14 protein-coding genes are annotated in these 24,497 nt (G+C 39.5%); 2 read left to right on the forward strand and 12 right to left on the reverse strand.

Annotated features, from left to right (window positions below; translation table 11 throughout):
* Positions 1–23: 23 nt before the first annotated feature.
* The 10 genes from NSMS1_RS23890 to NSMS1_RS23935 all read right to left on the reverse strand — a co-directional run bounded on the left by NSMS1_RS23890 (position 24) and on the right by NSMS1_RS23935 (position 17,067).
* Entirely contained in the window at positions 24–5,513 is a 5,490-nt protein-coding gene (locus NSMS1_RS23890) for an ATP-binding sensor histidine kinase (RefSeq protein WP_224087188.1), read from the reverse strand.
* A gap of 301 nt (positions 5,514–5,814) precedes the next feature.
* The gene (locus NSMS1_RS23895) at positions 5,815–6,762 is read right to left on the reverse strand and encodes an ABC transporter permease (RefSeq protein WP_224087189.1); all 948 of its coding nucleotides are present in this window, start codon (positions 6,760–6,762) and stop codon (positions 5,815–5,817) included.
* On the reverse strand, positions 6,743–6,928 hold the full coding sequence (locus NSMS1_RS23900) for a hypothetical protein (protein WP_224087190.1): 186 nt from the start codon (positions 6,926–6,928) through the stop codon (positions 6,743–6,745). Before NSMS1_RS23900 ends, NSMS1_RS23895 begins: the two co-directional genes overlap by 20 nt.
* Before the next feature lie 113 nt (positions 6,929–7,041).
* Entirely contained in the window at positions 7,042–8,613 is a 1,572-nt protein-coding gene (locus tag NSMS1_RS23905; RefSeq protein ID WP_224087191.1) for a hydantoinase B/oxoprolinase family protein, read from the reverse strand.
* A 366-nt stretch (positions 8,614–8,979) separates the two neighbouring features.
* Positions 8,980–9,765, reverse strand: coding sequence for a putative hydro-lyase (locus NSMS1_RS23910; RefSeq protein WP_224087192.1), 786 nt, complete (start codon positions 9,763–9,765; stop codon positions 8,980–8,982).
* The gene (locus NSMS1_RS23915; RefSeq protein ID WP_224087193.1) at positions 9,759–11,858 is read right to left on the reverse strand and encodes a hydantoinase/oxoprolinase family protein; all 2,100 of its coding nucleotides are present in this window, start codon (positions 11,856–11,858) and stop codon (positions 9,759–9,761) included. The genes NSMS1_RS23910 and NSMS1_RS23915 overlap by 7 nt, the downstream gene beginning before the upstream one ends.
* Before the next feature lie 100 nt (positions 11,859–11,958).
* Positions 11,959–13,800 (reverse strand): ABC transporter substrate-binding protein, encoded by a 1,842-nt coding sequence (locus NSMS1_RS23920; RefSeq protein ID WP_224087194.1) that lies wholly within the window; start codon positions 13,798–13,800, stop codon positions 11,959–11,961.
* Positions 13,801–13,902: 102 nt separating this feature from the next.
* Positions 13,903–15,411 carry a sugar ABC transporter ATP-binding protein gene (locus NSMS1_RS23925; protein ID WP_224087195.1) on the reverse strand — a complete coding sequence of 503 codons (1,509 nt, stop codon included), beginning with the start codon at positions 15,409–15,411 and terminating at the stop codon, positions 13,903–13,905.
* 60 nt (positions 15,412–15,471) lie between these two features.
* Positions 15,472–16,473 (reverse strand): ABC transporter substrate-binding protein, encoded by a 1,002-nt coding sequence (locus tag NSMS1_RS23930; protein WP_224087196.1) that lies wholly within the window; start codon positions 16,471–16,473, stop codon positions 15,472–15,474.
* 189 nt (positions 16,474–16,662) lie between these two features.
* Entirely contained in the window at positions 16,663–17,067 is a 405-nt protein-coding gene (locus NSMS1_RS23935) for a four-helix bundle copper-binding protein (protein WP_224095334.1), read from the reverse strand.
* Positions 17,068–17,775: 708 nt separating this feature from the next.
* Between NSMS1_RS23935 and NSMS1_RS23940 the strand changes: the two genes are divergently transcribed.
* A complete protein-coding gene (locus tag NSMS1_RS23940) occupies positions 17,776–18,153 on the forward strand; it encodes a hypothetical protein (protein ID WP_224087197.1) in 378 nt (125 codons plus the stop codon).
* A gap of 120 nt (positions 18,154–18,273) precedes the next feature.
* On the opposite strand, the gene NSMS1_RS23945 is transcribed toward NSMS1_RS23940, so the two are convergent.
* Complete coding sequence (locus NSMS1_RS23945; RefSeq protein ID WP_224087198.1) at positions 18,274–20,787, reverse strand: U32 family peptidase; 2,514 nt, start codon at positions 20,785–20,787, stop codon at positions 18,274–18,276.
* A 205-nt stretch (positions 20,788–20,992) separates the two neighbouring features.
* A complete protein-coding gene (locus NSMS1_RS23950; RefSeq protein ID WP_224087199.1) occupies positions 20,993–21,985 on the reverse strand; it encodes an ADP-ribosylglycohydrolase family protein in 993 nt (330 codons plus the stop codon).
* A 426-nt stretch (positions 21,986–22,411) separates the two neighbouring features.
* Here NSMS1_RS23950 and dnaK point away from each other — a divergent pair, with 426 nt between their 5' ends.
* On the forward strand, positions 22,412–24,316 hold the full coding sequence (gene dnaK / locus NSMS1_RS23955; RefSeq protein ID WP_067770963.1) for a molecular chaperone DnaK: 1,905 nt from the start codon (positions 22,412–22,414) through the stop codon (positions 24,314–24,316).
* The last annotated feature ends 181 nt before the right edge of the window (positions 24,317–24,497 follow it).

Below are 24,497 nucleotides of genomic sequence, written 5' to 3' on the forward strand. Positions count from 1 at the left end.
AGCCAGTTTTAGGTGGAAAAACTTTATTTGGTTAATTTAGGATTATGCTGATGCACTGGAAGCTGAATTAAAAATTCAGTTCCTTGTCCTGGAACTGACGAGCAGCTTATTTTTCCTGTATGTTTTTCTACAATAATTTTGTAGCTAATAGATAATCCTAAACCAGTCCCTTTGCCGATGGATTTGGTAGTAAAGAAAGGATTAAATATCTGAGAAATTGTATCTGTCGTTATACCAATTCCATTATCAGCAATACGAATCGCCAGCAAATTTTGCTCTAATACCTCAGTGGTGATTTTGATATAACTTGGATTTATTGCGGATTCTTCCACTGAACGCATAGAGTTATATTCTTCTAAAGCATCGATAGCATTAGTTAACAAATTCATAAATACTTGGTTGAGTTGACTAGGATAACAGTCAATTAATGGTAAATCGCCATAGTTTTTAATAATTTTAATTTGAGGATGTACTGAATCAGTTTTGAGTCGATGCTGCAAGATTAGTAGAGTGTTGTCAATACCCTCATGAATATCTACTTGCTTTATTTCTGCTTCATCTAGGCGGGAGAAGTTCCGTAAACTCAGAACTATCTGACGGATGCGATCGGCTCCTATTTTCATAGAAGATATCAACTTTGGTAAGTCGTTGAGCAAAAATTCCAGGTCAATATCCTCTTTTTCTGCCAGCATTTGCGGAGTTAAATCAGGCGACTCTTCCTCATAAATTTTGATGAGCCTTAGTAAGTCTTCAATGTATTCACTTGCATGGGCAATATTTCCATAGATAAAGTTAATTGGATTATTAATTTCATGAGCTACACCAGCAACTAGTTGACCTAGACTCGACATTTTTTCCTTTTGAATCATCTGTAACTGTGTAGCTTGCAGTTGTTGTAGCGTAAACTCTAATTCTTTTGCTTGTTCTTTTAAACATATATTCTTTTCATTTAATTCTTGGGTTCTTTCTTCGACTTTTAACTCCAGATTTTTGCTATAGTTTTCCAATTCCTGATTAGCTTGTTGCAAATTATCATTCAGTTGAGATAAGTTGCTATAAAGCTTGGCATTTTCGATGGAAATAGCTGCTTGAGATGCCAGAATTTTTAAAACCTCTAAACGTTCAGTTGTAAACGCATTTGTTGTTAAATTATTTTCTAAGAAAAGGATGCCAATGAGTTTATTTTGATGAATTATTGGCGTACATAAAATAGATTTACACTGCTTGCTAATAATATAAGGATCGCTAATAAATATGCCTTCACAACTAGCATCACCAAGAACAACGCTTTCTTTAGTTCTCACTACATAGTTAATGATTGACATTGGTAAGTATTGGTCAGTATCTAAAGGTACAGATGTCTTGGAAATTAGCTCATTATTATGGAAACCAACTACTGCCTCTATTACCATTTGACCATTTTTTTCTAAAAGGAAGCAACTGCTTTGTGCGCCAGCATTTTCCATAACAATTGTCATTAATTTCGCAAGTAAATTATCTAGCATAATTTCGCTAGAAATAGCTTGTGAGGCTTTAAAAACTGTATTTAAATCAAAAGATGCTAAATTGCTTACTTTGCTAGAAGTAGTTATTGAACCAGACTTTAAACTGGAGGAGTCATGACTTATTTTTAATGAAAAATACTCAGGATATTTTAATTCTAATTCCTTAACTTTTGTAATAGCTCCCCAACGTATGTATGTATTATAAGACTCTTTCAGATAAAAAAGAGCTTGCTTATCTCTACCACGAGAAAAGTAAAATTCTGCTGCTAATTCATTGGCTAATGCTTCTTCTTGAAGATATGCTTGCTCTTTTGCTCCTTGAATAGCTAGCTCATAATACTCCATTGCTACAAAAGTTTGTCCTAAAATTCGTGCCTTTTCTGCCTCTACAAGATTATATTTATGCTGATAGTTAGCAGGAGCCTGACTAGCCCATAACTGCATTTTCTCTTGATTTGCATTAATAATATTTAGATATTCTTGTTGAATATGAGGTTCAACATTGGGATATAAAGCAATCAAGGCTAAAGAATAATATAAGTTATGGATGCCAACTGACATCATGCCCATGACACTGCTGATATACTCTGAAGCCAAGTTAGCATTATCAACTGCTTGAGTATAATCTTTCAATAAATAATTGAGAATCATTTTGGCAACATAAACAACAAACAATGAAGTAGCATTATTAGTAGCTTCTAAATATGTCACCATCTTTGATTCATCAAAACTATCACCAATTAAAAGATGTTTATTTTCTGATAAATCTTGTAAATTTAATATTAATTGATGCCAAATTTTAATGTAAATTATAGGAAAATCTAGTTGGAATTTTTGTAGCAAATCAATATAGTAAACTTGCTGTTGGGCTACTAATTCAAGCTGTTCGCCACTAAAGAATAGATGACCACAATAGTGAACAGAGCAATACCCAACATACTCTAAATCTCCAATTTCTAAAGCATTTTGGATACCATCATGAAGGGGAGTAATTGTTTCTCTAATATGCTCTTTCCAATGAATTGTAAAACCATAAAATGGTGCATATACTTTACTTTTAATACCAATAGCTGGGAATTGCTCTAATAGCTGCCAAGCTATTTGACCAGAGTGATATCCTGCATCAATATTTTCTAGATAGCCACACAAAAGCATACCATAGTAAGCATATCCGTGAGCAGCTAAAGGTGAATGTCCGTGTTTTATGCAGAGATTGACAACAGTTAAAATTAGCTGGGGAAAAGTTGTTTTTGTTGGATTAGTAATAAAAGCAGCACCAGCAATAGTAACTAGGATTTTTAAAGCTGCTAATATGCAAGGATCTGTAAGAACTGGAAAATCTTTTAAATCCTCAAGTTTAGGTAAATTAGCGATGGTAGTTTGTTTATTTGGTGTCTCAGATAAAGATATTCCTAGCTGTGCGATCGCCTCTAGTCCAGCATCAATGGCTTGAAGCATTTGATTTTGAGCCATGTAAAACTGGATCTGTAATTGATACGCTTTAACTCGATCTAGCAAACTAGTAGCTTTTTCTAAGATAGTTTCGGTGAGGATGGCGGCACGATTAAAGTTAGCATTTAAGTATTCTATTTCTACGCTTTCTAAATGCAGTGCTAGCATCAGTTCGTAATGGCTTTCCCAAGCTGATGCTTGAAGCAATCCTAGCCCGATTTTGGAATAACTCAGCGCAGCTTCGTATGCTGATGCTGCTTTGGCTTTCTGGCTAGCTATCAAATTTAATTGAGCTAGTTCATCCTTTTGATGCTGTTCATGAATAAATTCAGCCCCAAAATTTAGATGATTGACAATATCAAAAATATTTTCTTCAATCTCTTGTGTTTGGTAAGACTGAAGTAATAATTGCCCAATTTTTAGATGAGTCTGCTTTCTTTGTGATTCTGGAATGAGAGAATAAGCTGCTTGCTGAACGCGATCGTGGAAAAACTTATATGAAATTTTTAATGTTTGAGAAGCTATTGAGTTAGATGTATCTTGATCTAATAGCAACGGAGCCTTATAGTTTTCGCTTAGTGGCGAAATTAAACTTGCTTGGAGTGCTTCCCATAAATCTGTTGCCGTTTCTGACTGAGACTTTTCATTGACAATTGCCAAAATATCTATACTGAAGCGATTTCCCACACAAGCAGCTAATTTTAATACCTGTTGTGTCTGCTTGGGCAATTTTTTTATGTTTCTCGTAATTAATTCGATGGCATCGTAATCTGTGATGCCAATGGTCTGGATTTGTTCAATTTCACATTGCCATACTCCACTATTAAAGTCAAACTTTAATAGCTTTTCCTGATACATCGTTTGAAGTAGCTGGTTGATGAAAAAAGGATTTCCTTGGGTTTTCTGAAAAATTAGGTTCGCTAATGTTATCGTATTGTCTGCTGTACTATGTAAAGTATCTGTTATTATTTGATGTACATTTTTAATTTTTAAGGGTTCTAGGATAATATTATTTACAACTGTTCCTGATTTTTGAATTTCATTCAATGCTTGCAGCAAATAATGAGTTGATATAATTTCATTATCCCGATATGCTCCAATTATTAATAAATATTGATTATCAGGTTCAAGCATTAGCATCTTAATCAATTTTAAAGATGCTAAATCTGCCCATTGTAAATCATCTAAGAATAAGACGAGTGGGTGTTCTTGCTGAGTAAATACCTTAATAAAATTTTGGAAGACTCGATTAAAGCGATTTTGTGATTCAGTCGCTCCTAGCTGTGGAACAGATGGCTGTTGACCAACAATTTTTTCAATTTCGGGAATAACATCAATAATAACTTGGCCAATGTCACCAAATGCTTCTAAAAGTTGTTGTTTCCAAACAACTATTCTTTCATGACTCTCTGTTAATAGCTGTTGAGTTAGTTCTTGAAATGATTGAATTAAGGCCGCATAAGGAATATTCCGCTTAAATTGCTCAAATTTACCAGATATAAAATATCCCCGTTGCCGAATAATAGGTTTATGAATTTCATTAACTAAGCAAGATTTACCAATTCCTGCATAGCCAGAAACTAACATCATCTCAGTCTTGCCAGCACTTACTCTGTCAAAAGCTGATATGAGATATGCTACTTCTTCTTCACGCCCATAAAGCTTTTGAGGAATGGTAAACTGGCTAGATTTATCTAATTTCCCAGGAATAAAATTTTCAATTTTGCCATTATTTAATAGTTGTTTAAGACAAATCTCTAAATCTGCTTTTAAACCTAAGCCACTTTGATATCTTTCTTCAGCCGTTTTAGATAACAATTTCATAATAATCTTAGATAACCCTTCTGGAACTTTAGGGTTAACTTGATCAGGCGCTATGGGTTGTTTGGCAATATGAAAGTGAACTATCTCTAAGGGATCAATGCTATTAAAAGGTAACTTAGAGGTCAGCAGTTCATATAAAGTTATGCCTAAAGAGTAAAAGTCTGTACGGTAGTCAATTGACCTATTCATCCGCCCTGTTTGCTCTGGAGACATATAAGCAAGTGTCCCTTTTAGCAAATTGGGGTTACTGATAATTGCATTTTCTTTTGATAGACGTGATGCAATACTAAAATCAGTAATTTTAACTTGCATCGATTTAGGATTAATAATTATATTTTGTGGCTTAATATCTTTATGAATAATATTTTCTTTATGTAAACTTGTAATAATTTCTGTAAGTTGGATAGATATTTTTAAACAATCTATTACATTAGGTTTAATATTGTCTATGTACTGTTTTAGGTTTATCCCTGCAATATCCTCTAGAACTAAAGTAATGCAATTTTGAAAGTTTTCTAAACCATATACTTTAATAATGCCTGGTAAGTTTAGAGATTTAGAAATCTCATACTCATGTTTAAATCCTGTAACGTATTCAAGATTGGAATACTCACTTTTAAGACTTTTTAAAACGACATTTTTCTGATTTTCAATATGTTGCGCTCTATAAACAATAGTCTCTAAACCTTCAGAGATTATTTCTAGTACTTTATATTGAGAATTTGTAGACATTGGGGTTCTAATTTTTAATTAAATAGCTGTTTTTGCGGTAACTCATTTGAAAACAGCTCTAAAAATAAGTTTGCTGTTTCAACTCGCTTAAATAACAATAAAAGCGGTTAATAAGTATTTTTACTTAAACAGAATATAATGTAGTAAACACTATATATTTTGTTGATTGTAGTGGGGCTAAAGCTTAATTGTAATCAGCTAATATACTGTTATTACGTAGTCTTAGATTTACAATCTTCTACGCAATTGCCGATGTCAGTCCACCAAACTTTGGTTGCAATTTTTAAAAGGCGGCGCATATTTAATTGGTATTAGGACGCTGCAAAAAAATAGCGAAAAGAATGATCACAGATTTCAAAACTAATGACCAAGTAAAAGGAATTAGCAGCATATTGAAACTGGTGGAGATGACCTGCATGAGTAATGCGCCTACAACCGTGCCGAGGACATTTGCACGACCACCAGAGAAAGGCGTACCACCAACAACAACAGCTGCGATCGCATCAAATTCTGCATTTACACCCACCTTACTAGGATCACCCATACCCAGCCTTGCAGTTTCGATAAGTCCAGCAAACCCAGCCAGCAAAGCACTAATTAAATAGACTACATATTTCACACGCTCCGCCCGAATACCCGCCAGCCGTGCCGCTTCCTCGTTACCCCCAACGGCAACGATGTGATGTCCGAAAAGTGTAGAGCGGATACAGAAGAAAGCACCAATAATCACAACTGCGGCAATTACTACCTGAGTTGGGATAGAAGCGACATAGCCCTTGCCGAGTGCTTCAAAGGTTGGGTTGGTAAAAGGAACAAGCTTACCGTCCCCAATAACCTGAGCAATACCACGCCATAAAATAAGAGATGCTAAGGTAGTAATTAAGGCATCTAGTTTCAAACGTGAAATCAGAAAACCGTTGAGAAGACCAACCAACAAAGCAGCACTCAAAGCAAACAAGACAGCAACAACTATCCCATATTTAATCAGCAAAGCCGCAACAACTGATACTAATGCCATAGTAGAGCCGACCGTCAGGTCAATGCCACGGGAAGCAATGACAAAGGTCATACCAATGGCAACTAACATGGTTGTGGATACTTGCAACAACATATTCAAAGTGTTGCTAACTGTGGCGAAACGCGGAGTAAAGACGGCGTTGGCAATATAGAAAATTAAGAGTGCCGCAGGTGCGCCAAAGTTTGGGTTCCACAGGGTTTGCCAACCTAGCTTATGCTTTTTTCTCTTCATCTCTTACCTCGCTGGGAGACTCCAAACTCTGCAAAACAGATATGGATAGGGAATAAGGGGGAATTTTAGGAGGGGGAACCCAGCAAAATTCCAGAAGTGATTGGCTTTGGCTGAGGAAGGCGGGATATTGGGCAATTTCTTCACTAGAAGAAAATAGCCAAGTCAATCATTTGAGAGATTAAAGAAGAATTATGCTCTTGTGAGCAACCCTGTGTATAGTGTCGTTGGGAAGATTCACATAGATGTTTTTCTAGTTAGGGTCTTCCAGATAAAAAATATTTAAACTGACGCACCCATTGAGCCAAATCCACCACCACCGGGAGTTTCTATGACAAAAACATCCCCAGGTTGCATTTCGACTGTTGCAGTACTATCTAAATATTCCTGTCTGCCATCTTGTCTTTCTATCCAGTTAAACCCAACTTTTCCCGCTTCTCCACCATCTAAACCAAAAGGCGGGACATGACGATGACCAGAAAGAATATTCGCGGTCATTGGTTCAAGAAACTTAATGCGGCGAATCACACCGTTACCACCTGAATATTTTCCTTGACCACCGCTATCAGGACGTAGAGAAAAGCTTTCTACTTGCACAGGATAGCGAGTTTCTAAAACTTCTGGGTCAGTCAAACGGGAGTTGGTCATGTGGGTTTGCACTGCATCTGTACCATGAAAATTCGCCCCTGCGCCAGAACCACCACAGATAGTTTCATAGTATTGATAGCGCTCATTACCAAAAGTAAAATTATTCATTGTGCCTTGAGAAGCAGCACCTACACCCAAAGCACCATATAAAGCATCAACAATAGTTTGCGATGTCTCCACATTCCCTGCAACTACTGCGGCTGGATAGGTGGGATTAAGCATACAACCTTCAGGAATGATAATTTCTAATGGTTTAAGACATCCGGCGTTGAGAGGAATATTGTCATCAACTAAAGTACGGAAAACGTATAAAACTGCTGCTTGAGTGACAGCTTTAGGCGCATTAAAGTTACTATTTAGTTGCTCAGATGTGCCAGTAAAATCAATAATTGCACTACGCTGTTCTCGGTTAATTGTCACTTTAACTTGAATTATAGCGCCACTATCCATTTCATAAGTAAAAGAGCCATCTTTAAGAACATCTATTGCTCGTCTTACTGACTCCTCAGCATTATTTTGCACAAATTTCATATATGCTTGTACTGTTTGAAGTCCATACTGAGCAACCATTTTTTGTAGTTCTTGCGCTCCTCTTTCATTAGCGGCAATTTGTGCATTAAAATCTGCAATATTTTGGTCAGGGTTACGAGCAGGATAGGGATGATTTAAAAGTAACTCCCTGACTGCTGTTTCTTGAAAAATTCCGGCTTCAACTAAGAGAAAGTTATCAAATATAATTCCTTCTTCTTCTACCGTAGAACTATGGGGAGGCATTGAGCCAGGAGTAATACCACCTATATCCGCTTGATGTCCACGCGCAGCAACATAGAATAGGGGAATAGAAGATACAGTATTTTCCTGATTGAGAAACACAGGCGTAATGGCTGTGACATCGGGAAGATGTGTGCCGCCGTTATAAGGATTATTAGATAAATAGACATTTCCTGGTTTTATAGTGTTACCTTTACTATTAATTAAACTACGCACACTCTCACTCATGGAACCTAAATGTACAGGAATATGAGGAGCATTAGCAACTAATAATCCAGATGAGTCAAAAATAGCGCATGAGAAATCTAAACGTTCTTTAATATTGACTGATGCTGCCGTGTTTTGCAAAACAATTCCCATTTGTTCGGCAATAAATTGATAGAGGTTCTTAAATATTTCTAAACGAACGGGGTCTGGTTGTGATGTAGTGTACATTTTTGGCTCCTAATTATAAGATTTATCTTACAAATAATTTCTAATTACTTACTCATTGATGGAAATGAGTAAGCAAACCGCAGTTTGTTTTCTCATTTAGCTAAAATGTTTTCTCATTTCGGTGTTTTCCGCAAGTAAACCGCAGTTTGTTTACTTATTTAGCTAAAATACTTTCTCATTTCGGTGTTTTCCACAAGTAAACCGCAGTTTGTTTACTCATTTGGCTAAAACGTTTTCTCGTTTTAGTAATTCGCGCATTTGTAACAAATATTGCTTATAGCAATAGTGATTGCAGATTTTTCAAAAGGTTTATTGTACTGACGTATCTTACATTTTGGATATTTTTTATCTGAAAGTCTCATAGTTTTAAAACGTTAAAGACTCATCTTGCAAATCACTAATAAACATATGCCCAGGAGAATGAGTAATCGCAAGTTCTGGTTTGGCTTGTAGAATTGCTGTTTGAGTAGTTACACCACAAGCCCAAAAAACAGGAACTTCATGATCCCGAATAGTAACAGCATCACCATAATCAGGCTTTTCTAAATTTTTAATTCCTATGACATCTGGACTACCAATATGTACAGGAGAGCCATGTGCTTTGTAATAACGGCTAGTTACCTCTACAGCACGCACAATTTTATTTGTAGGCAGAGGACGCATGGAAACTACTAAAGGGCTGGAAAATATGGGAGTAGAAATACATTGAATATTAGTCTTATACATTGGTACATTTTTCTCCTCTTCTATATGCCTGACTGGTAGTTCAGAATTGAGCATGGCATTTTCAAAAGAGAAAGAACAACCAATCAGAAAAGCTACCAAATCATCTCGCCAAAATGCTTTTATGTCAGTTGTTTCTTCAACGAACTCCCCTTGACAAAAAATTTTGTATCGAGGAAGGTCAGTTCTAATATCAGCACCAGGAGCAATGATTTTCGGTTCAGGGTTTCCTACTTCTGTTACATCAAGTATGGGACAAGATTTAGGATTACGTTGACAAAACAGCAAAAATTCAAATGCTAAAGAATAGGGTAATACAACTAAGTTAGCTTGCACAGATCCTAGTGCTAGTCCGGGGGTAGGAGTAGTTAATTTGCCTTCTCGACAAAGTTGACGAATTTTAGCTGGTAAGGAATCAGTATTTAACATGACTTTTGTAGAATCAAATGGTTACGTTCATTTAATCTTGCTTGCCAGTTTGGTTCAACTACAATTGTGCTAACTTTTTCGACAACGATAGCTGCACCATTAATCTCATCACCCGGCTGTAAATCTTCCCGGCGATAAACTGGTGTATCATGCCATTTATCAGCAGTAAACATCTTGACTATTTCTACAGGTTCGGGAAGTGATTCTAGAGGACGAGTACGAGAAATCAAGGGTTCTTCTAAAGTATCCATTTGCTGAATTACTTCTACAAAAATAGATTCTACAATTAAAGCTTTCTCTGGTTGAATGAAACCATAACGAGATTTATGTCCATCTATAAATGTGGTTTGCATTACCATGAAGTTTGTATCAAAATCAACGCTTAAGGTTGAATTAGTACCTTCATACTTCAAATTTACTTTTTGAATCACTTCTGCTTTTAGGCTACTATTATTTTGACTAATTTCTTTTCTTGCTTGGGCTTTTAATTCCTCAATTACTTTGACTAATCGAGGAATTAAATCTTGATTTAAAGCCTGTTCTACTCCCCCTACTCTAGTACTTCTCACATCAGCTAATCCCATTCCATAGGCGGAAAGAACCCCAGCATAAGGATGTAGAAATATCTGTTTCATCCCTAAAGTATTAGCAATTAAACAAGCAACTTGTGCGCCAGCACCACCAAAACAAGTAAGAACATATTTGGTGACATCATAACCACGTTGTAGGCTAATTTTTTTAATTGCATTTGCCATATTTTCTACGGCAATATCAATAAATCCTGCTGCTACTTGTTCAGGTGTTCTATAATTTCCGGTGACAGTGCTGATTTCCTGAGCTAATTGATGAAACTTTTCTAAAACAATATTTTTATCTAACGGTAAATTGCCTTTACTACCAAAGACATTAGGAAAATATTGGGGATGAATTTTACCTAACATCACATTAGCATCTGTTACCGTTAAAGGGCCACCCCGGCGATAACAAGCAGGGCCAGGATTTGAACCAGCCGATTTTGGCCCGACACGATAGCTAGATTTATCGAAACTCAAAATTGAACCGCCGCCAGACGCAATTGTATTAATTGATAATACAGGAACTCGCATCCGCGCCCCAGCAATTTCTGAATCTAATTGACGTTCGTACTCTCCTTTAAAATGGGCAACATCGGTGCTTGTTCCTCCCATATCGAAGGTAATGACTAAATCAAATCCTGCTCTTTTACTAGTTTGCACTGCACCAACAATACCACCAGCCGGGCCACTTAAAATACTATCTTTGCCTTGAAATTTTGCCGCATCAGTTAAGCCACCATCAGACTTCATAAACATGAGTCTAACGTTGGGTAATTGACTAGTTACTTGATTAACATAGCGGCGTAAAATTGGAGTTAAATAAGCATCTACAACAGTTGTATCACCACGGCTAACTAATTTCATTAGTGGACTAACTTGATGAGATACAGAAATTTGAGTAAAGCCAATTTCTTGAGCAATTTGGGCTACTTGTTGCTCATGTTGAGGATAGCGATCGCTGTGCATAAATATAATTGCACAACTACGCACGCCTGTCTGATAAACTGCTTGTAAATCTTGTTTTACTTGGGCAACATTTACAGGTATTAATTCATGACCATGAGCATCATACCGTTCCTCTACTTCAATTACTTGCTCATATAACATCGTTGGTAAAATGATATGACGCGCAAAGATATCTGGACGGTTTTGATAGCCAATTCGTAACGCATCTTTAAAACCTTTTGTAATAACTAAAACTACTCTATCTCCTTGCCTTTCTAACAGTGCATTAGTAGCAACTGTTGTTCCCATTTTGACTACTTCTATGGCTGTGTTTGGTATAGGCTCATTATTGATCAGTCCGAGAATATCCCTAATACCTTGAATAACAGCATCTGGATATTGTTCTGGATTTTCCGACAGTAATTTGTAAACAATCACCCATTCTTGATTAGCAAGAGGAACAATTAAGAAACGTTCTTTATATTTTGATAATCTGTCTACAATTGCCTGATTATTAGTGACTGCAACAATATCTGTGAATGTACCACCACGATCAGCGAATACTTTTAACATTATTATTTCCTCAATGTTATAGAAGTAGAGTAACAATAGAAGCAAAAGTATTTCTACTTCATGTGTAGAATATTTTTACAATAGATGTAGCTAAATTAATTCAGCAGATTTCCCATCGCCATTTTTGTTGCTTTGTATCCCATTTAATGCCTACTATCTCGGCTGGAGGATGAAGGCGATCGCCATTTTTCTCAAATTGAATAATTCCTGTTACTCCCTTTACCTGTTTTTTCTTTTTCTTAAAATATTGATCCATATGTATAAGTAAATCTTTGCTAGATTGACTGCGGTATTCTTCTATAACTTTTAAGATAATTAATACTGAATCAAAAGCTGTGGCACTACGCCATGTTAAATTTTCTATACCCCACAATTGGTTGCCTAATTTACAAAAATTATCGGCTAGAGAATTAGAACTTTCCCAACCATTTTCTCGACTCTGCCAATGCCAAGGAACACAAGCTATAATTTGTCGGGTAATTTCATTTGTATGCTTAATTGGTGTTTGTTCATGGAGCCAATTTAAAACATTATCATGATAAAAAGTTGCCGAGCCAGCTATTAAACAGTTGTTGATATTTAAGCGACTAATTAGCCCAGCATTTTCAAAGGAGTTGGGTTCAATTCCTCCATCGGGAATAATGATAATAATATCAACGTTATTTTCTTTAAGGTATTCTATATACCCTTGAACTTTAAGATAATTTTCACTAAGATAGTTACATTCTTTTAAAAACACAAATTTATCTTTATATTGTTCTAGATATTGTCTAATACTGTTTCTATAGGAAATACTATAACTGCTATTTTGATTGTAGATAATAGCTACTTTATTTAAAGATTGTTCAGGAAATTTTGGTATCAAATAATTAGCCATTTTTTCAGCATTAACAGCATCAGGTGTAGTTAATCTAAAAAAACATACACTCTCATCTATAAATAATTGAGAAAGTTCATTTGAGGTACTACTAGCATTTACTAACGCCAACCCTTTTTGCGTATAAAAATGTAGTGCATTTTTAGTCATTTCGCTGGAATAATGACCAATAATAGCATCAACATTTAGTTGTGGTGCTAACTCTGCTAATTTTTCTGCTGTTTGATTATATGGATTGTATAAATTATTGGGATCATTAACAACAAGAATTTGCAAGATTATTTGGCTATATGTCAAAGTTGATAATATTTGAGGTTTAAGATTGTCTAAATTTATCTCTTTATCTAAGGAAATTTTGTCAAAGCTTGGTAGATTAACTTGTAATTGTATTTGAGCAATTCCTCTCAAAATTTCCGCAGCAACAGAACCTTGATTATGATAGAATGGAGCGACCACAGCTAAAGTATAAATCTTAATATTGTTTTTTTGTAAATCAGACTTTGTATGTTCAATTAAGCAGTTACTAATATAAATTAATATTTCTGGATTCCCAATCCCATAATCTTTAATTTCTAGATTCCAAGCTTCTAGGAAACATTGCAAAGCCTGATAATAAAGCCCTTGCTGATAAAAGTTTGCTCCCTTCATCTGACATTGCACAATTTTCTGGTTAGCAGGATAAAGAAAAATCTGCCTGCCGAAACTGCCCTGAAAGTTATCACTATTTAATTGTGGTGGAGGATTGAGTTTATACCCGTTATGAATGTTGAGCAAAAAATTAATAATAATTACCCAGTTGCCTGCTATTTCTTCTTGGTCTACGCCCATTAAATATGCTATTTTAGGATAAATATACCTACTTAATCTGTCGGCAATTTTAATACTAGGCAGACTAACTATTTCAGCTATTTGTTGTCTAGATAATCCTAATAAAGAATTACAAATAATTTTTTTATCGAGTTGGGTCAGTTTTTTGGTATCAATAGGAATATCATCTAATTTTTGTAAAAAGACTTCAATATTAATAGCTAGATTTTCTCTAACTTGGCGACAGTTTTCACACATATTGTTTCAACCGTTATCATCTTTTGCCAAAATGATACTCTGAGTCTCATGTCAAGTTCTTCTATTGGTGTGGAAATAATTTCTACAGATGTCGCTTTTAACTCAACCAACAGCCATTGCGTGTAGAATCGCTTTGATGTTCTTCTGCTCACCAGTTAACTCTGCAATTGAGCGCCCATCACGCAGAACAACTACACGTTGCGAACCTTCAACTACTTCTTCTAGTTCGGAAGAAATCATTAAAACTCCTAATCCTTGGGTTGCCAGTTCGGTAATTAGGCTCTGAATCTCACGCTTTGCACCTACATCAATACCACGAGTTGGCTCATCGAGGAGTAAAAGTTTTGTATTCTTGCACAGCCACCGAGCCAAAAGCACCTTCTGCTGGTTGCCTCCTGATAGTTCATGTATTTTCTGTTCGGCGCTGGCTGCTTTGATGTTTAAGCGCTGCATAAAACGGTTGACAAGCTCAATCTGACGTTTGCGGGAAACAATGCCCCATTGCGTTAGGTTTGGTAGGGCAGCGAGGGTGAGGTTTTCGCGTACTGAAAGCTCAGGGATAATGCCGTCCGCCTTGCGATCCTCAGAAAGAAAAGCTATACCAGCCGCGATCGCATCATGAGGATCATCCAGAGATAAAAGCTTACCTTCAAGTTTAATACTTCCACCCTCAAGTGGTTCAGCCCCAAACAACGCACGCGCCGTTTCACTACGCCCAGAACCAAGCAAACCCGCCATGCCCACAATTTCCCCATGCCGCAGTTCTATAGAAACACCGTTGAGGCGGTTTTGATATTTTAGAGCTTCCGCCTGGAGTAGCACTGGCTGATTGCTTGAATTTTGTGGTTGCTGAGTGAATGCTGTTACCCCTTGGCTCACTTCGCCGGGTTGGCGGCCTAGCATTTGACAAACGAGTTCCAGACGACTGAGAGATGAGAGCGATCGCGTGATAATATTACGCCCATCACGCAGTACTGTCACGCGATCGCAAACCGCGTAAAGTTCTTCAAAACGATGACTAACGTAAACTATGGACGTTCCTTGCGATTTCAACCGCCGCATCACATCAAAAAGCACCGACACTTCAGTTTCCGTCAGCGAACTGGTGGGTTCATCAAGGATAAGTACACGCGCCCCAAAGGATACAGCACGGGCGATCGCTACCATCTGACGGTGGGCAATGTTGAGGGAATCAACAGGCGATCGCGGGTCAATATGCAGCCCCAGCCGGGCTAAAATATCAGCCGCCCCAGCATTCATCGCCCGTTTAGCAATAAAGCCAAAGCGCTGCGGTTCCCTACCCAGAAAAATATTCTCCGCAACGGTTCGCATCCCCACTAGCTGAATCTCTTGGTAAACAGCCACAATACCCGCCGCCTGAGCTTCCGTCGGATTTTGAAAAGCAACATTTTTCTCGTCGTACTCAACCACACCTGAATCTCGTCGATAAGCCCCCGTCATAATCTTGATCAGCGTCGATTTCCCAGCCCCGTTTTCTCCCACCAGTGCATGAATTTCGCCTGCTTCCAGTTCAAAATCCACCCCCCATAGGGCAGGCACACCAGAAAAGCTCTTCTTAATACTCTTCATGCACAAGACAGTTCGATTCATAAGCTTGACCCAATTAAGTGCTGAGTAATTATTTTCTCCCTTGCCCCTCTGCTCCCTAGCTTAATACGCCTCCTCTACAAAATTTCTGGCGTTACTTATGTCGAAAAGCCTATCTTTGAGAATGATTCGTGGAGGAATTTTCTCGCCTGCAAAATACTTCTCCATTGTGGCGAAAACAAGGGGGCCAAAACGCGGATTTGATTCTACACTTACGCCAAGTTCACCTTTCATAATGGCTTCCAGTGCCGTTCTTTGACCATCGATTGAACCGACGATCGCATCCTTACCGGGTTTTATCCCTGCGGATTTAAGAGCCTGAATTGCCCCTAATGCCATTTCATCATTGTGAGTATACACTGCGTTAATATCTGTACCCTTGGACTGGATAATATTTTCCATTACACGCTGGGCTGCTGCTCGTGAAAAATCTGCCGTCTGGGTAGCGATAATTTTCATGTTAGGATAACGGGCGATCGCATCACGAAATCCCTTTGCCCGATCAATTGCTACTGATGACCCGGCTGTTCCTGTGAGTTCTACAACAGAAGCTTTTTCACCTGTCGCCTTGGCCAGCCATTCACCCACACGGCGGCCTTGGGCAATAAAATCTGAACCCAGAAAACTAACAAAATCTTCCCCTGGTTTTCCCGCCGCTTCCCGGTCGATGAGGAAAACTGGTATTTTTGCCGCTCTGGCTGCTTCTAGGGCTGGTGTAAGTCCTTCATACTCCCGTGGTGCGAGAAATATGGCATCAACTTGTCTAGCAATTAAATCCTCAATATCAGAGAATTGTTTTGATGTCTGCCCCTGAGCATCGGTCATTAAAAAATCATAAATCTCTTTCCGCTTGGCGGCTTCTTCCTTAATACTGTTGGTTTCGGCAATACGCCACGGGCCGATGTTTTCCGTCTGCGAAAAGCCGACTATTTTCTTGGTTTTCTGGCGTACACAGCTAGAGACAGAGAATGCCGCAGCACCTATCACAAAGTGAGTGCTAAATATGAGGAATTTTCGCCTATGAGTCAGGAGTCCTGAGCATCCAAAACAGGTTTGTTTTTTCATAACCCCATCATGTTTGAACGCTATGTAAAGCTTATCTTGAATTGATACCCAAATATAAGTAGGGTGTGTTACGGCTTTAGCTGAATGCAACGCATAACACACCCTACAGTAATTTTATTTTTACTTTATATATAACTGCTAAATTAATTAACTTAAGTTAGTCATTAATTCATCTAACCTAAGTTTAATTTAGCGAGATACTAGTAAATCTTCTGTAACTAAACTTGATCTGCGGAAATAGGAAGCAGAATTAAGTCCCATAGCGTTGCAATGTTCAGCGCATTTACGACAAATTGCAGCACAGCGCATCATTGTGGCATCGTCGCTCATTTGTTCACAAGCCATTGCAGTGCGATCGCAAATTTGCGCACACAAACTACAGGTATTACCCATAAACTCAGAGCCATCATTAATCATGTTGACGCACATCATGCACATTTCCGCACAATCGCGCATCATGGACATCATCGCCATATCCATGTATTGACTGCCTTGGTTTTTGCAGTATTGGAGAGTTTCAATACAAGTTGTTTGGCACTCAAGACTGATTTCTTTACAAGCTTCCATTTGAGCGAGGATATTTTCAGTAGTCATCATAATTAATAGTCTCCCTTTCTTTTGCAGTTAACGCTTGGTAATGTGTCTGTCTTAATTAGCAAGGTAAAACTTTATTTTAGGGAAATCAATAGTTTTTAGATTGCTTGCAATTTCAAGGCCGCTATACCTATCTACTTGATGTAAATTGAATAGCTTTTAAGGATGTGATAAATAGTTAATAGGCGGAAATGATTGCTAAATAAGGATTACACGCTTTGGTTCGGTATCAAAAATGAGTGTATGTTAAGTTAGCTATTTTTTCGTACCCAAAATGTAGAGGCTGATTTACAGATTTATCTAGCTCTCAAATACAAAAAATATTGATGAGTAATAATACTTTCATAACATTATGTACCTATCATCAAAGCCTGGTTATACAAGCATTTTAGCTATATCTTCCATTAAGCGAACTCATGATTTGAAAAAAGTTATGAGTATATTTTCTTAGTGTTTAATTAATATCAAAATTTCCTGACATTGTTGAGATTTGTTTCACTATTCAATTAATATGACTTAGTGGTGTGAGGATACCTGTAAGGTTTGCAATCTTCTTATACCATTTCAGGCAATGCCTAACATAGATATATGGGTAGGGGCGTACAGATGTACGCTCTTAATTTTGGAAATGTATTAATTTAATGAAAAAGCAGCCGATTTGATGAAAGGTGCAGGAAAGCTATTCAATCTAATCAGTCTTAAAATATTATGAAAGAAATCTGGAAAAAATCCACGTTAATCTTTGTTTTGGCAACCAGTGTTTGGGCTAATTTTTCCTTAAAAGCCCCTGCTGATTCTACGGCTGGCTTAATCCTCAGCATGAAATGCCAAGGTGGATACAATATCAATGTTTGGAAAAAACGTGCTTCGGGTGAACTTCTCTATCGTTCAACCAGTTCCAACGGTAAATTGAGTTTAGGCAGAGGAACTAGTCAAGCGACGGAAGGGGTTCGAGTTTATAAATTTCGGAATCGCAATTATCAATACTGGGTGTGGGATGGGACGTTAGATAGTCAGCAATCTGGAACTTTAGAGGTGTATAAAAACAACCGTATCCTCATGCGGCAAGCTTGTACAAAAAGTTGATAGCCGAACAAATTTTGAGTCAGCTAGTTGAAATGGTTCTAGTTTAGAGAAGACAGATAAGCGATCGCCATCTGTGTTGACATTCCTAATATTGCTACTACTTGCGCCCCTACCTTTTATTTATACTAAAGTTGACACACCCAAAGGCCCACGAGTGACACCTAACTGATTTTGCAGCTTTAACTCGCGCCACAATTGAGAACCTGTAATTTCACCATTTAGTAACTGACGATAACGCTGTACAGTTTTATTTACCTGCTCAGGTGTCTCATTCACAAATTCGATGCGGAAATGACGCAAGCCTAAATCTATCAAACGCTGTACGTATTCGGCTCCAGTTTGTGCAGTGCCATTAAATACAGTATTGCGACAACCTGCATCAGCTTGAAGAACGTGTTCACTACCAACGCGATCGCGCAATTTTACCTCATGCTTTTCGCAAGGTCTGCCACAGTTAGTATAGTCTGTACCTTCAGAAAGAAAAGCACAAAATACACAATGCTCCATATGGAACATCGGGATATGTTGATGGATTGTTACCTCAAACCATCGAGCGGGGGAAGTAGTGAGTAAGTCTTGCAATTGGTTGATGTTTAAGTCGTAGGATGCTGTCAACCTTTCTAAACCAAACTTTTGCTTAAAGTAGTCGGCAGTTAAGGGGTTGGCAACGTTTAAAGAAAAATCACCAATGCAACAGTCAGCCGCAAAGAAATCTAACTGGTCATAGTTGCGGATCAGATAACCATCTGCGTTAGCAGCGCGGACTTGTTCCAGAATCCAGTTTTCCCCAGGTTTGGTAATTCGGGGAGGAGCGAGGAAGATTTGGGGAGATGGGGGAGTGGTTTGTTGTGCTTGGCGTACTAGGTTTACGGCTTGTTTGTAGGCGCGGGGGTCTTCAAATTCGCAGTAAAGGGTTTCGACTCCGGTTTGTAGAGCGGCTTGGAGTTGCTTGAGGTTGCGGACTAGGACGATAAGAGAGGGGGATAGGGGAGATGGGGGAGATGTGCGGGGGAGGAGGTCTTGGTAGGAAACATTTTTGCTTAATTGCCAGCGTTTGGGTTGGCTACGTAACTCTTCTAATTGGGTAACGACTTCTCGTCGCATCCGATTTAACTCGCTGACAGGAACCATCAAATTACCCTTGAGGTGATTGGTCAGAGTACCTAAGCGGAATGGTGTGTTACCTAGACGACCGAATTGTTCTTGTAGCCGGGCTGTATCTAGGGGTTTGGTGTGGGCTTCTACTAGTGATATTGCGGATTCTGCTTGTGTAATATTACCAAGTTCATCACGAGCGATCGCAATCAATGGCTGTCCTACTTCACCATAAATTTCCCAATCTATCGGACGTTGGAATTGAGGATTTTCACCCGCAAAGCTTTGTCTGAGTTGCTTATCAAGTTCTGGGTCGCTAGTTTTCCAAAGTTTATCGCCTACATGAATGCGGCGGAAGTTCAAGTTACCTCGACCAAAAGTTAATACTGCTTCCTTACCCTTCTGTGACACCCCATATACTCGTCCGCCTTCTTCCTTCGCCTCTGGATGACCGCAATCAAATACCACACCGTCACCAGGCTTCACAGGCGCTTCTAATTTAATTATTACTTCTTCGTTGCGAATGCGGCTAACTTCGCCCAGGTAAACCCCTCGCTTTTTGCCAAATCGGGCGTGTACTAGTTCTTGGTTGTTGATACCTTGAAACCACCCTGTGTAGAGTCCACGGGAAAATGCCATTTCTAAATCGTAGCGTTCTTGATTTGATACCTTAGTCTTGTCCAACTCCTCCATCACCCGGTCTAAAGCTTGGCGATAAACACGGGTAACATTGGCAACATATTCCGGGGCTTTTAACCGTCCTTCAATCTTGAGACTAGTTACACCTGATTGCACCAAATCTGGTAAGATTTCTAACCCTGCTAAATCTTGAGGACTGAGTAAATATTTGCGATCGCTCAAATCTACTATCTCCCCATCAGCGATTAAGTCATAAGGCATTCGGCAAGCTTGGGCGCATTCACCACGGTTAGCAGAACGACCCCCCAAAGCTTCACTAGTCAAACACTGACCAGAATAAGCTACACACAAAGCCCCGTGAACAAAAACTTCTAGTGGTAGGGACGCAGCCTTTTGGGAAATCTGCTGTTGAATTTTATTAATTTCCGCCAGAGAACATTCACGGGCAAGCACTACCAATTCACAACCGAGAGATTTAGCAAACTCCACACCAGCCGCGCTAGTGATAGTCATTTGCGTTGAAGCGTGAATGGGAAAATCAGGCGACAGATGACGGATAAGCCGACAAATCCCCACATCTTGCACAATCACAGCATCCACCCCAGCCGCAATAATTGTGCGCAGATACTGCTGGGCTTCAGCTAATTCTTGAGGAAAAATCAGTGTATTAACAGTGACATAACCTTTCACACCCCGCAGATGCAGAAATGACATTAATGCGGGTAAATCTGCTTCAGTAAAATTTTGCGCCCGCATTCTGGCGTTAAACCTATCCAAACCGAAGTAAATCGCATCAGCCCCATTTTCTACAGCAGCTTTAGCACATTCCCAGTTACCAGCAGGTGCGAGAATTTCTGGACGTTGAAAGGAGGATTGGGGATTTTGTAAGTCAGCGTTCATCAAGTTTGGGGATTGGGTACTGGGGTTTGATGATTAGTCTCTGTGCTAATCGATTTGGCAATTCTCATATCACCATAGTAATTTTATCTAGCTACTCAGTGAGTTGACATAAGTTGAACGATGTGAAAAAACCGAACTATGTAAAAAAAGTAAAATAGGCTGAAACATTCTTCCCTCCTGCCTCCTGCCTTCTCCCTCATCCCCCCTAATCCCACAATTTACCCAAAGCTATCAACTGTTCTTTGTATTCAATACGTATTACCCAATCTTCCGGCCAAGCATCCATCCCCAAGTAAGCGCCAGCAAAAGCACCCGCAAGGCAAGCTATCGAATCAGAATCACCTGCTGTCAGTGCAGCACGACGTATCGCGGCTAATGGTTCTTCTGGAAATAGCAAAAAACATAATAGTCCTGTTGCTAAAGCCTCCTCAGCTATCCAACCCTCACCTGTGGCTAGGCATGGGTCAGCGTCGCGGTTGGGGTTAGCTAACGCAACGTTAAGACGGTCAAGTACGGCTAAACATTCATCCCATCCACGGCTGATAAATTCTTCTGGTGTATTGACATAAGGCTGTTGCCAGAGAGAACCCAACCAATCACTATGATAAATTGAGCGTTGGCTGAGAGCGTATTCGTAGAGCCGAGAGGGTAAAGTTTGTACCTTAGCTCCTTGGGTAAGTTCAGCAATAGCAAAGGCTGTTAAATCTGAGGCAGCAAGCGCTGTAGGATGACCGTGAGTTAATGCAGCTTGGAATTGGGCGATCGCCGCACGCTGTGTTTGGTCTAATCGTAATAATCCTACGGGTGCAACACGCATGTTTGCACCACAACCTTTAGAACTTACCCTAGTTGCTTGCAGCCAAGGCTTACCCCTTTCTAAATCTTCACAAGCCCGTAAGCAAGTCATACCAGGGGCGCGATTATTGTCGGGACTGTTTAACCACTCGACAAAAGCCCGCCTTAAAGATGCTTCTAAATTAGCTACAGTCAAGTTGTTAGGTAGTGTTTCTACTAGCGCCTGCCCCACAGAGAGAGTCATCTGTGTATCATCAGTTACCTGTGCCGGATTACCAATAATTTCTTGCGGCCCATTGGGTGGAAAGCAACGGCGAATTTCTTCAACTGTTAAAAATTCTGTAGTAGCGCCCAAGGCATCGCCAAAGGCAAGTCCGAATAAACAACCAGAAGCACGACGCATAAAAGAGAGTAGGGGGCAGAGGAGCAAGGAGAGAATTACTAGGGACTGTTGACTGTTGACTAATGACCAATAACCAATGACTAATGACCAAAAGACGGCAAACACCACAATAGCGTTACGGTTGACCCTAATTACTCTTGGTATTAATTCTCATAAATTAGACACAGTGAAAGTAATTTAATCCATGAGCCAACTAAAACCAAATTTAAAAATTAACCGTCCTGCCCAAGGTTCGGTAAACCACCCTTCATGGACTGGCGATTACTAAGCTTCAGTATATATATCAGCATAACTTGGCGTTTCCACCCAGGAAGACCAAAAAAAAGGTTATGGATGCTGAACTGACTGCTTTTTTGACTAGTTGGTTCAGAAAATGAGCAATTTATATTCCCATTCATTTGTAGTTATACGGAGCCAGCACCTAAAATGGCAAAAGTAGTTGGAATTGACTTAGGTACAACAAACTCCTGCGTCGCAGTAATGGAAGGTGGTAAACCCACAGTTATTGCTAACGCAGAAGGTTTTCGTACCACACCATCAGTAGTAGCATTTGCGAAAAACGGCGACACCTTGGTAGGGCAAATTGCCAAGCGCCAAGCGGTGATGAACCCCGAAAATACTTTCTATTCTGTTAAGCGCTTTATTGGTCGCCGCTTTGACGAAGTAACCAACGAAGCTACAGAAGTTTCCTACAAAGTTCTCAGCAGTGGCGGTAACGTCAAATTAGACTCTCCTGGCGCTGGCAAACAATTTGCGCCAGAAGAAATTTCTGCTAAAGTTCTCCGCAAACTAGTTGAAGATGCTAGTAAATATTTGGGTGAAACTGTTACCCAAGCTGTAATCACCGTTCCTGCTTACTTCAACGACTCCCAACGCCAAGCTACCAAAGACGCTGGTAAAATCGCTGGGATTGAAGTATTACGGATTATCAACGAGCCTACAGCCGCTTCCTTGGCTTACGGTTTTGATAAGAAGAGTAACGAAACAATTCTGGTATTTGACCTTGGTGGTGGTACATTCGACGTATCAGTCCTCGAAGTAGGCGACGGTGTATTTGAAGTGTTGGCTACTTCCGGTGATACCCACCTTGGTGGTGACGACTTCGATAAGAAAATTGTTGATTTCTTAGCAGAACAGTTCCGCAAAGATGAAGGTATCGACCTCCGCAAAGACAGACAAGCACTGCAACGTTTAACAGAAGCCGCAGAAAAAGCCAAGATTGAGCTTTCCAGTGTTACCCAAGCGGAAATTAACCTACCATTTATTACCGCTACCCAGGACGGCCCCAAGCACCTGGATACAACATTAACTCGCGCTAAGTTTGAAGAACTCTGCTCAGACTTGATTGACCGTTGTCGCATTCCCGTAGAAAGTGCGCTCCGCGATGCCAAGTTAAGCAAGAATGATATCGATGAAGTTGTTTTAGTTGGTGGTTCTACCCGTATCCCCGCCGTACAACAACTAGTTAAGAATCTCTTGGGTAAAGACCCCAACCAAACCGTTAACCCTGATGAAGTGGTAGCAGTTGGTGCAGCCATCCAAGCTGGTGTGTTGGCTGGTGACGTTACAGGTATCTTGTTGTTAGACGTAACACCGTTGTCCTTGGGTGTAGAAACCTTGGGTGGTGTCATGACCAAGATTATTCCTCGTAACACCACAATTCCTACCAAGAAATCCGAAGTATTCTCTACAGCTGTGGATGGTCAAACCAACGTGGAAATTCACGTCCTCCAAGGTGAACGGGAATTTGCTAACGATAACAAGAGCTTGGGAACCTTCCGCCTCGATGGTATTCCCCCAGCACCACGCGGTGTACCTCAAATCGAAGTTGTATTCGATATTGACGCTAATGGTATCCTCAACGTTACTGCTAAGGACAAGGGTACAGGTAAGGAACAGTCCATCAGTATTACTGGTGCTTCCACCCTGGATAAAACCGACGTTGACCGCATGGTGCGCGAAGCAGAACAAAACGCTTCATCCGACAAAGAACGCCGCGAGAAAATTGAGCGTAAGAACCAAGCCGACTCTTTGGCATACCAAGCTGAGAAGCAAATTCAAGAATTGGGTGATAAAGTTCCCGAAGCTGACAAGACCAAAGTTGAAGGTTTAGTCAAAGACTTGCGCGAAGCGGTTGCTAAGGAAGACGACGAGCAAATCAAGAAGCTAACTCCAGAATTGCAACAAGCACTATTCGCCGTTGGTAGCAACATCTATCAACAAGCTGGCGGCGGTGCAGCACCTGGCGCTAGTGAACCACAAGATGGTGGTTCTACTTCCTCTGGTGGTGGTGATGATGTGATTGACGCTGATTTCACCGAAAGCAAGTAATCTAGGTAATAATTTAAGGTACATTAATTTGTACCTACTCAATATTGCCCACTCAGGCGAATGCTTGGGTGGGGATTTTTTTTGGCTGGGAGATGATGGAGATGTGGTTCTCCTGCGGAGACGCTAACGCGAACGGCTACGCTCACCAACCGAGAGTGGGGGAGCAGAGAAGAACAACTGA

The sequence above is a fragment of the Nostoc sp. MS1 genome (genome assembly GCF_019976755.1).
Classification (GTDB): Bacteria; Cyanobacteriota; Cyanobacteriia; order Cyanobacteriales; family Nostocaceae; genus Trichormus.